Source organism: Pseudoruminococcus sp. (genome assembly GCF_047012705.1).
GTDB lineage: Bacteria > Bacillota > Clostridia > Oscillospirales > Acutalibacteraceae > Pseudoruminococcus.
In genome coordinates, this window is record NZ_JBKXNW010000015.1 from 1 (window position 1) to 13,160 (window position 13,160).

A 13,160-nucleotide genomic window follows, 5' to 3' on the forward strand; every position below is an offset into this window, starting at 1 on the left:
CATTAGCTCAGTTGGTAGAGCACCTGACTCTTAATCAGGGTGTCCCGGGTTCGAATCCCTGATGGTGCACCAAAGCCCGAAAGGGTAAACACTCTCGAGCGGTGACGAACCCTTACCAATCGCCGAGAAAACGGCTCGTTGGTCAAGCGGTTAAGACACCGGCCTCTCACGCCGGTAACGCGGGTTCGATTCCCGCACGAGTCACCAAGAAAAAGAGAATAAAGAGTATGTATGGCGATAAAGAACCATACAGAGTTGGTGTTGATGACGCTGAGGGTCCACCCGTTCCCATGCCGAACACGGAAGTTAAGCTCAGTAGTGCCGAAGATACTTGATTGGTGACGATCTGGGAAAATAGGAAGACGCCGACACAAGCGAGACACCCAATAGGGTGTTTTGCTGTTATTCCTCCATAGCTCAGTCGGTAGAGCGCATGACTGTTAATCATGATGTCACTGGTTCGAGCCCAGTTGGGGGAGCCACTAAAGCAGTAAGATGAAAACTTACTGCTTTTTCTTTTGCTGGAAATGCAATAAAATATGATAAAGAATAGGGATATTTTATAAGAACTCTATAACAAAAAAGTGAAATATATATCTGTATTTTTATTTTAAATATATAATACTACTCTGAATTCCTTATTAGAAAAAACTGATTTTTTATACATTATAAACAATTTATTTTTAATAATTTGGTAGTTTTTATTTTAATGCATTAGTCTTTTTTTGATTTTTCTCTTGATTTTTTGAATATTACATAGTATAATAAGCATAATGAATCTCTAAAAGGAGATTTAAAAATTTATTTTTATTTAATTAGGAGGAAATCCAAAATGAAAAAGATTCTTAGTGTCATTTTCGCAGCAGCTCTTGTAGCTTCTATGTTTGTTGTTGGTGCAGGTAGCACATCTGCAGCAGACGACTACACAATTTACTTCGAGATTCCAGATGATGATACTCTTGCAAAGATGGAGCTTGATTCATGGGGTAGCACAGTTACAGTTCATGCTTGGAATGACGCAGGCAATGTAAACGGTGATTGGCCAGGTGCTGCAGCTACTCATGTTGAGGGTAATATCTACTCTTACACATGGACAGCTGATAACCTTCCAACAGGTATCATCTTCAACAACGGTGATAACGGCGTTCAGACACAGAACATCGACGGTGGCGAGACAATTGCTAAGTCAGATGCTACTAAGACAGTTAAGAACCCAGCTATCGAGTGGGGTAAGCTTTACAAGGCTACTGGTGAAGGTGCAGAAGATGGCAACGGTAACACAAATGTTCTCGTAACAGCTACTGACTATAAGACAGAAGAGTCTTCAAAGGCTGAAGAGTCTTCAAAGGCTGAAGAAGAATCTTCAAAGGCTGAAGAGTCTTCAAAGGCTGAAGAGTCTTCTAAGGCTGAATCTTCAGACGACAAGACAGTTGCTACAGGCGATTCATCTGCTGCATGGGTTCTCCTTGCTGTAGTTGCTGCTTCCCTTGGCACAGCTGTTGTTATGACAAAGAAGGCTTCTTCTAAGAACTAATTCTTAGTTGATAGAGTACTTAACAATTAATTAAAAAATCGCTCTTGTTTTCGGGCAAGGGCGATTTTTTATTTCTAAAAATGGTAATTTTTTAATAAAAATCACAAAAAAGACTATACAAAATATGTTTTTTTATGTATAATATATTTTAGAATGAAATAGGAGGTCTTTTTGTGACCGAGGAAAATAGGAATACTTTTAGAAAAAATGGCATTGATATTGATACTGCGCTTGCGAGATTTGCAGAAAATGATGGACTTTATTTAAAATATTTTCACTCATTTCCAGACGATAGAACCTATAAAAATTTTATAAATTCATTTAAGGCTGATAAATTATGGCAATCACAAAATATGCTTATAACCTTTATAGCTATTGTCGGAAATCTTGGCTTTAATGATTTGTATAACGATTCTCGTGATTTACTTAGAAAAGTTAAAAGTAACAGTGTGAGTGATGCAATAATTGCAATTGAAAAATTAAAGCAAGATTATTCCAATATAATAAATTTTATAAAAAGTTCCGATATATAAGGTAGTGAGATAATGGCAATTCGTGATACTATTTTGATTGTTGATGATATAGAGATGAATAGAGCTATTCTTTCAGAACTCTTGAAAGATAAGTATAAAATTTTAGAGGCTGATAATGCTTACGATGCAGTTGCTCTTGCTGAGCAAAATATGGATAAGATTGCTGTTATTTTGCTTGATATTATTATGCCAAATAAAGACGGTATAGAGGCACTTAGAAAACTAAAAGATTTTGGAATAACTAATGTTATTCCTACTGTACTTATGAGTGCAGAATTTAATGATGAAGCCATACTCAATGAACACGAATATGGTGCCTGTGATATTATTGAAAAACCATTTGACCCTCATGCTGTATTAAGGCGAATTGATAATTTGGTTGAACTTTATGAACAAAAAAATAAGCTTGAACAACTTCTGAAAAAACAGGCAACTTATCTCATGCAGCAAAATGATAGAATACAGCGACAGCAGGATACTATTAACAATATGAATAATACTATGCTTGATACCCTTAGTACTGTTATTGAGTATCGTGATGTCGAAAGTGGAAAGCATGTTCATAGAATACGCAAATTCACAGAAATCCTTTTGCGTGTTGTTGCCGAAAAATGTCCTGAATATAATCTTACAGAAAGCAAAATCAACCTGATAGTTTCTGCTTCGTCAATACACGATATAGGTAAAATCGCTATTCCGGATTCTATACTTCTTGCACCAAGACGGCTTACATATGACGAATTTCGCATAATGAAAGAACATACAACAAAGGGTTGTGAAATCTTAAATCTTCTTGATTTGCAGGAAAAAAACGAATATTTTCAATATTGTTATGAGATTTGCCGTTATCACCATGAGAAATGGGACGGAATGGGTTATCCTGACGGCTTGAGAGGTGATGATATTCCAATTTGTGCACAAGTTGTTTCTGTTGCGGATTGCTATGATGCTTTGACCAGCGATAGACCATATAAGGCAGGAATACCGCATAAACAGGCAGCAGAGATGATTAAATCTGGTGCTTGTGGTGCATTCTCAGAAAAACTTATGGAGTGTTTTAATCTTGTGCTTCCGCAATTTGAAGAACTTGCAAAGATATATGCTGATAAGGCTCATATAGACAAAGAGCGGCAGACAGAAGGTTCGCTAAATGCGGCAGATAAAATGCTTAAAAAAAATTTTAGTGATACAGCTATGAGCATTTATGCCAATATGGGCAGAGAAGAGCTTATTGGAGCTTTAGAGCGTCAAAAACAGGTAGCAAGAGAAACGCATGAAAGAGATTGCCAGATTTTTTATAGAATTAATGACCTTGTGTTCGAATGTGATTTAAAGCACGATAACTTTTATGTCCGTAAGGGCGATTGGGATAAAATGTATAATTATTATCCTAAAAACTATACCGAAGCTGTAACGATGATGTCATCTTCATGTCACCCGGATGATGTAGTTGCCTTTAATAAAACATTCCGCCTTAGTAATGTGCAAAGAGCTGTTGAAAGAGGTAAAGAAAAGCTTGAATTTGACGGAAGATTTATACAAGATAAAAATTCATATCGTTGGTATCGCTGTATAGTGATTCCTTTTTGTGAGGACGGCAAACTGAGAAAGTTATATTGCTGTGCGTCTAAAATCAGCGAGAAAAATGCAGAAAACGGAGATGACCGTTATAATGACCAACATGATAATCTTACAGGACTTTGGAATGTAAATTATCTGCGAAAAGCTGTTGATGATTATCTTATGCATTCCGGCAAGGATGGTATGCATGTATTGATAAGCATTGATATAGATGACTTTAAGGCTCTTAATTTTGCTACAAATACTACATTTGGAGATGAGGTTCTCTGTAAAATTGCCGAAAAGCTAAAGGAACATTTTAAGACCAATTCATTGGTTTCAAGAATTGGTTCAGATAGTTTTGTAGTTTTTTTGCGTGATTGTTTTGATATAAAGGAAGTTTTAAACTCGGTTGAAGAGCTATATAATTCAATGCATATGTCATTCGATTATTTGCTTACAAAGCAAAATGTTTCAGTAAGCATAGGCGTTGCACAATATCCTGCTGATGGAACAAGTTTTACTGAACTTATGAATAATGCAGATTTCGCAACAGAAATGTCCAAGCTGCGTGGCAAGGATATGTATCTTTTCTATAATAAAGAGATGCGTAAATCTTTTGAGGAAAATCCATCATTTGCACTTGTTTCTAATGAAGAGCGTGTCAATATTTATGATTTTAAGAGAGTATTTTGTCCTGCGATAGATTCTGAAACAGAGTCAATAGTTTTTTACGATTATATGGAACTTCCAAGCACAGATATTCCATATACATTTGCCGAACTTTGCGAGATGGTAACAGTTTCGGATAATATAACGGCTCTTGGATTAAATAGTCTTAAAAGACTTATGATGGGGCTTTATGAACTTCAAAAGGAATGTGATATTCTACCGGAAATTTCAATCTATACTATGTTCAAAGGTATAGACGCACCTATTGTCTTGAAGATGATTACCAATCTTGTTTCAGAATATCCATTCGATTGCACATGCATTACAATAAATATAACTCAGGATATGCTGAATACTATGAGCTATAGAGAGCTTGTCAATTTTTCATCTGCAATTCATTCGTTTGGCTTTAAACTTGGTCTTTTCGGCTTTGGTCTTGAATATATAAATATTAAGTGTTTCACCGAAAAGCTTTTTGATTCAGTAACTTTTTCTTTAGGCTTTATCAATAGTATTGTTGACGGTCATTACCCGAATAAATTGCTTAAATTTATTTTTGACTATTTTATATCAAGTGGTGTTTCTATTATACTTCCACACAATCTTACTTCTACTGAGATAGAAACTTTACGAAAATTTAGCGGAAACAGATTTATATATTATAGCTCTAAGCTATTGAATACAGAGGCTTTTCGAATGGAAATGAAGCTGACTAAAACTATGCCAAAAGCTCCTATGCTCTGTCATCAAAAATATGAGCTTGCATTTACAAATAATATGTATAGTGAAATTTTCAAAGATATGAAATTTGTTTTGTTTCGCTGGCAACTTAATAATGATATGGTGTGGTTTTCAGATTCATTCAAGGAAATTTATGGAGTAGAACCGCCAACAGAAAATTTAATAGATTATATTAAAAACTGCGAATTTATTCATCCGGAGGATAAGCGTAAATATGTTGAGAAGCTTCTTGCTGTAAAAGCCGGTTATCATGATGCGGAGTGCTTTGTAAGAATTATAAAAAAATCAATAGGTGATAATTATCGTTGGAGCAAGCTAAGATTCACATCTATTCTTAATGAACAGGGTATGCCTGATTCTGTCATTGGTTTTGAAGCTGATATTGACGATGAAAGGCGTGAACATCAAAATATTAAAAATATGCTAAAGTACGATTTTCTTACTCAGCTACTCAATAAAGATAATCTTAAATATGAAATAAATGAATTTTTGCAGACTATTGATGGCGAAAGAGGCATACACGCATTTATGATTGTTGATATAGATAACTTCAAAAATGTTTATGACCAAATGGGACAGATTTTTGCTGATACAGTTCTTAAGGATATAACAGAAAGACTTAAAAAACTTTTCAGAGAATATGACCTTATTGGCAGAGTGGGTAGAGACCAATTTGTTATATTTATCAAGAATCTTGAAAATAACGATATTCTTCCTAAAAGAGCCGAAAGTATTTGTAATATTCTAAGACAGGATTTTGAATCGGGAGATAATCTTATTTCAGTTTCAGGAAGTGTCGGAATTTCGATTTATCCTCATGATGGAGTTAATTTTGATGAACTTTATAGTAATTCTAAGATAGCACTTTTCTCCATAAAGCATAAGGGAAAGAATAGCTGGTTATTCTATAATCAAGAGCTTTGTAATGATGAGAAAGAATAACTGAAAAATTCTCTAAGACAATTAAAAGTTTCGCTCGAGCCTTTTTAAAGGCTCGCAGTTTTCAAAGGCTCTGCCTTTGGTGGCTCTCCGCATAGAGTGCCTTTATACTTCACAAAGCGCAGGAGGGTTCCCTACTGGAGTGCCTTTGCTTTTAAGACACGAAATTGTATCAGATGACTACCTGCGATAAGTTTCGTTCAATTTTTTTCAAAGTAATTATGAACTAAAAGCTATTATCAAACTCATATTAAATGATAAAAGCGGAAATCCTTTATAAATATGGGGTTTCCGCTTTTTTAGAAAGTTTTAAAAATATAACTAAAAACTATTGACAAATAGACTTAATCGGCATATAATGTAATCACAGCGAAAACATACTAAAAAGATAGGAATACAGGAGAATGAACAAGATGCTTTATATCGACTTTCGATGTTGCCGTATATAATCCCTAATCATAATCTGAATTAAATAAAAATATATTATTATAGAGGAGATAGATATTATGTCAAAAATCGCTACTAAACTTACAGATCTTATTGGAAATACACCTTTACTCGAAATCACAAACTATGAGGCTAATAATAATCTTGACGCTAAGATTATTGCAAAGCTTGAGTATTTTAACCCTCTCGGAAGCGTTAAGGATAGAGTTGCTTATGCTATGATTGAAAAGGGTATAGCTGATGGCAAAATTAATAAGGACACTGTTATTATTGAGCCTACAAGCGGTAATACAGGTATCGGACTTGCATTTGTTGCAGCTTCAAAGGGTTTAAGACTTATCCTTACAATGCCTGAAACCATGAGTATTGAGCGTAGAAAGATTGTTTCCGCACTTGGTGCAGAAGTTGTATTGACGCCTGGTGCAGAGGGTATGAAGGGTGCTATTGCAAAGGCTAATGCACTTGTTGAGGAATATGGAAATGCTATAATTCCACAGCAGTTTGAGAATGAGGCTAATCCGGAAATTCACAAAAAAACTACTGCTGAAGAAATCTGGAGAGATACTGACGGCAAGGTTGATATTTTTGTTGCAGGTGTTGGCACAGGTGGTACTGTAACAGGTAACGGCGAAGCTCTTAAAGCTAAGAATCCTAATGTTAAGATTGTTGCTGTTGAGCCTGAATCATCACCGGTTCTTTCAGGCGGAAAGGCAGGCCCACATAAGATTCAGGGTATCGGAGCAGGCTTTGTTCCTAGCGTAATGAACCTTGATATAGTTGATGAAATTATAAAGGTTTCTAATGACGATGCCTTTGAGGGTGCGAGAGCCGTAGCCAAGAGTGATGGACTTCTTGTAGGTATTTCATCAGGTGCTGCAATTCACGCTGCAACAGTTCTTGCAAAGCGCCCTGAGAATAAGGGCAAGAATATTGTAGTGCTTCTTCCGGATACAGGCGAGAGATATCTCTCAACAACTCTTTTCTAAGTTAATAATATCAGTATTGAATTAAAGGACACAGCTCAGATGATGAGTTGTGTCCTTTTTATGTGGATTAGATTTTTATTTTAGTTAATAAACTTCCCTAAGACAAATAAAAGTTTCGCTCAAGGCGGCGAGCCGCCGCACCCAAGACGCGGAATCGCTCGACAAGTCTCGCTTTCGGTACTGATTCATAAAGGTTATTGACGCGGTTGAAGTAACTACCGTAGCCGAATTTGTTTAGAGTTCGGCTCTACCGATTAGCTGATAAACTTCCCTAAGACGCTTAAAAGTTTCGCTTGAGCCTTTAAAAAGGCTCATAGGACAAGGGCAACGCCCTTGTCGCCGTTCGCAGACAGCGAAATACTTTATGCTCCACAAATCGCAGGAGGGTTCCATATTTAACTAATATTGCTGATAATAGAAAATAAAAGCGGTGGACTTAGTCCACCGCTTTGGAAACAAAGAAATGTTAAGGGCTTTGCCCTTAAAACCTACAAGGGACTCCGTCCCTCGACCCTGCAAGCTTTTTCAAAAGCTTGAGCAAAACTTTTAGTTTTAGAACCTATGTTAGATTATCAACCGGAAATAGCGGAATTGATATCATCTCTCATACGGATAGCTTCTCTTCTTGCAGCTGCTGCGAAATCTTTTTCGTCACAGCCTTCTTTTTTATATGCACACATAATTCCACGAGAAGAATTGATGATAGCACCAATGCCGTTTGAATCAAATGCAGGAGCAACATCTTTTGCACCGCCACCTTGAGCGCCATAGCCAGGTACGAGGAAGAATGTATGAGGCATAGACTTTCTCAATTCGCCGAGCTGTGCAGGATATGTTGCACCGACAACTGAACCTACTGCTGAGTAACCATATTTACCAACAAGCTCTGAGCCCCAGTCTTCACACATTTCACCCATTGTTGCATATACTGACTTGCCGTCTGCAAGTTCTCTATCCTGAAGCTCGCCCGATGATGGATTAGATGTCTTAACAAGTACGAAAATTCCTTTGTCAGATTCTTCACAAATCTTGAGCAATGGCTTAATGCCGTCTGTTCCGAGATAACCATTAACGGTGAGTGCGTCTGCACCAAAAGCCTCAAACTTAACACCTTCAACATCTGTTTTACCGAGGTGAGCGGTTGCATAAGCTTCCATAGTTGTGCCTATATCGTTTCTTTTGCCGTCTGTAATTACGAACATACCCTTTTCTTTTGCGTATGCAATAGTTTCATATAGAGCCTTAACACCATAGAAACCGTACATTTCGTAGTAAGCTGCCTGTGGCTTTACAGCAGGAACTATGTCGCATAGTGAGTCAATAAGAGCTTTGTTAAATGTAAGGAGAGCGTCTGCCGCACCCTCAAGGTTCTTGCCATATTTTTTGTAGGATTCCTCTTTAATATATGCAGGAATATAATCGAGCTTTGGGTCAAGCCCTGCTACTGTTGGATTTTTAGTTTCAATAATTTTAGCGATAAGTCTGTCAAATGACATTGTAATCAGCCTCCGTTTAATTTTATTCTGCGGTGTATACTATTCTGCCGCCGCAAATCGTATATTTAACACGAGATTTAAGAGTTTTACCCTTAAATGGTGTGTTTTTTGATTTTCCGTGCAGCTTATTTTCATCAACTGTCCATTCCTCATCAGCATCAAAGAGCATAATGTCAGCAGGCGAGCCGACTGCGAGCGAGCCGGCATTTATTCCGAGAATTTCTGCTGGAGTTGTTGACATAAGCTTTATAAGTTTTTCAAGTGACATAATACCGGTGCTTACGAGAGCGGTATATGAAACCGAGAAAGAAGTTTCCATACCGATACTTCCGTTAGGTGATTTCTCAAAGTCAGCTTTTTCTTCCGGCGTATGTGGTGCATGGTCTGTTGAAATTGCATCAAGAGTACCGTCAAGAAGTCCGTCTATGATAGCTTGTTTGTCAGTTTCTGTTCTAAGTGGAGGATTCATTCTGAAATCCGCATCACGCTTGAGAAGTTCATTTTCGGTAAAGGTGAAGTAGTGTGGGCAGGTTTCTGCGGTAACACGAACACCACGAGCCTTTGCATCACGAACAAGTGCAACAGAAGTAGCTGTGCTGACGTGACATATATGAATAGCAATTCCATATGCAGCAGCTATTGCAATCTCTCTTGCTGTACCGGTATCCTCAGCGGCGGCAGGTATGCCTTTTATACCAAGCAGCTTGGAAACCTTGCCCTCGTTAATTTTTCCGCCGTCTGCAAGGAATAAATCTTCACAGTGTGCAGTAACTGTAAGGCCAAGTTCATCAGCAAGCTGCATAGCTTCTGCCATAAATTTTGTATTTACAACAGGTCTGCCGTCATCGGAAAGGGCAATAATTCCAGCCTCTTTAAGTGCAGGAATATCGGTCATTTCCTCACTTTTTAAGCCCTTAGTAATCGCTCCTACAACATAAACTCTTGCGTCGGCATTTTTGGCCTTATCAAGAATATATTTTACTGTTTCTGGAGTATCAACAGCAGGTTTTGTGTTAGGCATAGCAAGTAAACTTGTTACGCCGCCAGCCGCTGCACTTTTACAACCAGTAATAATATCTTCTTTATCAGTAAAGCCTGGGTCACGGAGATGTACATGCATATCTACAAGACCTGGTGCGGCATAAAAACCTGAACCGTCAATAATTTTGCAGTCGGCAGTGAGATTTTCGCCAATCTTTGATATAATACCGTCCTCAACCATAATATCACTTATGCAGTCGAGAGATTGTGAAGGGTCAATGATATGCACATTTTTAATGAGCAGTTTATCCATTGTAAATCAAACCTTTCTTGAAATTTTATCAGCCAAGCTGAAATAAGGACTTGAAATTTATTTCTTCTCGGAATTATTAATTTCATCTGTGGTTTGCTGTGCCTTAGTTTGTGAATGTGAAAGGCTTTCAGGGTCATTTTTTCCGAAAAGTTTTTCAAAGCGGGATTCTGTTTCCTTATCAGTTTTTAGAGAAGGAATTGTGATTTGAGGTGGTCTGTTGTGGATATTTTCTTCATCATTCTGAATAGGTTTTTCAAAGACAATGCTCTCCTCTTTTGAATCATTGCTATTGGCATTAGTATGTGTATCATTGGAATTTTCATCATTTTTTGTTGAGTTTTTAACGCCGAATAGCTTTTCAAAGCGAGATTCTGTTTTATCAAAGCTTTCAGTATCTTCAGATGACGAACTGTTTTTACCGAAAAGTTTTTCATATCTTGAAGATATATCGCTTTCTGTTTTAGGCTCTGTTTTAGGAGCAGACGGAACTTTTTTAGTAGGTTCCACAGGTGGAGTAGTTTGTGACTTTTCTATAGGTTTTGTAGGTGCAATAACTGGCTTTGGAATATTGTTGATAGATTCAGTGCTTGCGTTTGCTGTGATTTCATGCTCGAAAGCATCTTCATCAATTTCAGGAATAACAGCCTTTTTTATTTTTCCAAGAAAACTCTTTAAGGCTTTATCCTTAGTTTCGTGAGCCTCATGCTCAGCAAATTCAGGCTTATTATCCTCGATAACCGGAGCAGGCTCAACAGTATCAGGCTTATTATCCTCAATAACCGGAGCAGGCTCAATGGTATCAGACTTCTTATCCTCAACAGCTGGAGTAGGTTCAACAGTATCAGACTTCTTATCCTCAACAACTGTAGCAGTTTCAGTATTTTCTTCCTCAATCGGTTGAATATTATTTTTATTATTTGGAACTGTAAAGGTTTCAGTTGTAATCTGAATGCCGGCCTGTTCAGGAGTTTTAGAAACACCTGTTGTTATATAATCTAATGTTCCCGGAGGATTATATTTAGGCGCTTTCGGAAGGTTTGGATTAACCTTAGACTGTTCATTCTGTGAATTATAAATCTCGATTTTTTCTATTGTTGGCTGTGTGTCAAATAATGAAAAATCTTCAGACTTGTAATCACTTTCTGCTGAAACAGATTTTTCTTCTGGAATAGTTTTTTCTTCTATTTTTTCCTCAGTCTTTTTGTCATTTGTTTTTGGCTCTGCTTTTTCTTCGATCTTAGATTTTGTAGATGTTACTTCTTTTTTAGGTTTATCAGATTTCTTAGAATCCTTTTTCTTATCTTGTTTTTTAGATTTTTGCTTTTTTTCATCTTTTTTCTTTGGTTTATCTTCAGATTTATTTTTTGTTTCGGCCTTTTGTTCTTCAGGTTTTGATTTTGTTTCATTGTTATTTTCAATTTCAGCTAAGAGTTTCTTTTTCTTACGAGAGCGGCTTATAAGTACTGAAATTAAAACAATGAAAAGAATTATACATACACCTGCGGTAGTATAAATGAGAATCATCATATTTTTGATTTCATCTTCATTTGTTTCTGCCTTAACAGGTGGCTTAATATCTGTAAATGAAACGCTCTTCATAACAGCTTCAAGAATTTCCTTTTGTTGATTGCTTAGGTCCTTTGCACGAGTTTGAAGTGTAATTGTAATTTTCTGTCCATTTACAACAGTGTAATTCTGAATACCGGCAATATCATCGCCGTCTTCTGTTGAATGATAGTTCAAGCTTAGGTAAAGAACATCACCATATTTTTTCTGTGTGCAAGAGGCATATTCTTTTTGCTTTGTAAGAGAATTTGTAATTTCAATTAAATCTTTGTCAGAAAGCTCTGTGAAATTATTTATTGTTTTACTATCCTCATCTTGCGTCATAGTTACTGTTATATCATAAGCAAAGTCTTCCGGAGATGCTTTGAGGTACATATTAGATTTTTTAAGAGAGGCAACAGCTTCTTCTGCCGTCATCTTAAAAATTTCAAGAACTTTTTCGTTCTGTTCTCCACTTCTCAAAATAGCATAAACGTCATTTGGCAAAGCAATATTCATTTTAAGTGCGTCAATTTTATAGTTGATTAGTGGAATTTCGCTTTTATCTCCTCTTTTAGAGGTTTCTTTCGAGCTTTCTTGTTTGCTTGTTTCCTTGCTCGATTCCTCAACGCTTGATTCAGAGCTTGGCTCTTTGCTCGATTCCTCAACGCTTGATTCAGAGCTTGGCTCTTTACTCGATTCCTCAACGCTTGGTTCAGAGCTTGGCTCTTTACTTGGTTCCTCAACGCTTGGTTCAGAGCTTGGTTCCTGACTTGATTCTTCAACACTTGGCTCAGAACTTGGTTCTTGGCTTGGTTCGTCATATGGATTATTTATAGGAACAAAATATCCGTAAGAATTAAGGTCATAATATATTCTTGTGCCGTTTTCATCATCAATATAAGCATAGCCCATCGCGTCATATTTGATATGCTCTTGTACATACTGATTATAGCCTGTTTGCGGGTCGGTTTCACCAGGAATAGCCATTACGGCAGAAGAAAATACGCACGAGGCCGCCAAAAGTGCTGCTAAAATAGCCGTAAAACGCTTCATAATAATTACCTCCACTTTTATAGTATAAAGTATGGCTGTCGATTTTCTATATAATTAGCCAATTATATTATTATTATACTTTATATTGTCGAAAAACACAAGTAGCGGATAAATCTGTTTATTTTGTTTTAGGGTAATAGTTAAGGGCAGCGATGAATAAGCTCATCACTGCCCTTAGGTTTGGGAAAGTTATATCAAATTACTTAGAGGAATTCTTTTTTCTCTGCAAAGTTACTGTAATAATAGAAGCGCTTGAGATTAATCCGAGAACAAACCATATAATCATATTATCTGCACCAGTTTGCGGAACTTTTCCATTTTGATTGGAAGAATTATTAGGAATGCTCGGGGTAGATG

General features: G+C 36.8%; 8 protein-coding genes, 2 tRNA genes and 1 rRNA gene. 7 read left to right on the top strand and 4 right to left on the bottom strand.

Features of this window, described 5'->3' with window-relative positions; all coding sequences use genetic code 11:
* Window positions 1-132 precede the first annotated feature (132 nt).
* The 7 genes from ACLU24_RS12580 to cysK all read left to right on the top strand — a co-directional run bounded on the left by ACLU24_RS12580 (window position 133) and on the right by cysK (window position 7,412).
* Window positions 133-207, top strand: a tRNA-Glu gene (locus ACLU24_RS12580).
* Window positions 208-254: 47 nt separating this feature from the next.
* Window positions 255-371, top strand: a 5S ribosomal RNA gene (rrf, locus tag ACLU24_RS12585).
* Window positions 372-406: 35 nt separating this feature from the next.
* A tRNA-Asn gene (locus ACLU24_RS12590) sits at window positions 407-482 on the top strand.
* Window positions 483-832: 350 nt separating this feature from the next.
* Complete coding sequence (locus ACLU24_RS12595; RefSeq protein WP_412613000.1) at window positions 833-1,534, top strand: starch-binding protein; 702 nt, start codon at window positions 833-835, stop codon at window positions 1,532-1,534.
* Window positions 1,535-1,707: 173 nt separating this feature from the next.
* Entirely contained in the window at window positions 1,708-2,067 is a 360-nt protein-coding gene (locus ACLU24_RS12600) for a hypothetical protein (RefSeq protein WP_412613001.1), read from the top strand.
* A 12-nt stretch (window positions 2,068-2,079) separates the two neighbouring features.
* Complete coding sequence (locus tag ACLU24_RS12605) at window positions 2,080-5,982, top strand: diguanylate cyclase domain-containing protein (protein ID WP_412613002.1); 3,903 nt, start codon at window positions 2,080-2,082, stop codon at window positions 5,980-5,982.
* A 503-nt stretch (window positions 5,983-6,485) separates the two neighbouring features.
* Window positions 6,486-7,412, top strand: a complete 927-nt coding sequence (cysK, locus tag ACLU24_RS12610; protein ID WP_412613003.1) for a cysteine synthase A — start codon at window positions 6,486-6,488, stop codon at window positions 7,410-7,412.
* 572 nt (window positions 7,413-7,984) lie between these two features.
* Here cysK and pyrF read toward each other — a convergent pair.
* The 4 genes from pyrF to ACLU24_RS12630 all read right to left on the bottom strand — a co-directional run bounded on the left by pyrF (window position 7,985) and on the right by ACLU24_RS12630 (window position 13,146).
* On the bottom strand, window positions 7,985-8,908 hold the full coding sequence (gene pyrF, locus ACLU24_RS12615) for an orotidine-5'-phosphate decarboxylase (RefSeq protein ID WP_412613004.1): 924 nt from the start codon (window positions 8,906-8,908) through the stop codon (window positions 7,985-7,987).
* Window positions 8,909-8,930: 22 nt separating this feature from the next.
* Window positions 8,931-10,202 (bottom strand): dihydroorotase, encoded by a 1,272-nt coding sequence (locus ACLU24_RS12620; RefSeq protein WP_412613005.1) that lies wholly within the window; start codon window positions 10,200-10,202, stop codon window positions 8,931-8,933.
* A 57-nt stretch (window positions 10,203-10,259) separates the two neighbouring features.
* On the bottom strand, window positions 10,260-12,803 hold the full coding sequence (locus ACLU24_RS12625; protein WP_412613006.1) for a hypothetical protein: 2,544 nt from the start codon (window positions 12,801-12,803) through the stop codon (window positions 10,260-10,262).
* Between the two features lie 199 nt (window positions 12,804-13,002).
* A complete protein-coding gene (locus tag ACLU24_RS12630; RefSeq protein WP_412613034.1) occupies window positions 13,003-13,146 on the bottom strand; it encodes an LPXTG cell wall anchor domain-containing protein in 144 nt (47 codons plus the stop codon).
* Window positions 13,147-13,160: the final 14 nt, after the last annotated feature.

What these genes read in the sequence shown, in the direction of transcription:
- ACLU24_RS12620 (WP_412613005.1), bottom strand. Translation starts at nt 10,202, where the DNA reads ATGGATAAACTGCTCATTAAAAATGTGCATATCATTGACCCTTCACAA.
- cysK (WP_412613003.1), top strand. Translation starts at nt 6,486, where the DNA reads ATGTCAAAAATCGCTACTAAACTTACAGATCTTATTGGAAATACACCT.
- ACLU24_RS12595 (WP_412613000.1), top strand. Translation starts at nt 833, where the DNA reads ATGAAAAAGATTCTTAGTGTCATTTTCGCAGCAGCTCTTGTAGCTTCT.
- ACLU24_RS12625 (WP_412613006.1), bottom strand. Translation starts at nt 12,803, where the DNA reads ATGAAGCGTTTTACGGCTATTTTAGCAGCACTTTTGGCGGCCTCGTGC.
- ACLU24_RS12605 (WP_412613002.1), top strand. Translation starts at nt 2,080, where the DNA reads ATGGCAATTCGTGATACTATTTTGATTGTTGATGATATAGAGATGAAT.
- pyrF (WP_412613004.1), bottom strand. Translation starts at nt 8,908, where the DNA reads ATGTCATTTGACAGACTTATCGCTAAAATTATTGAAACTAAAAATCCA.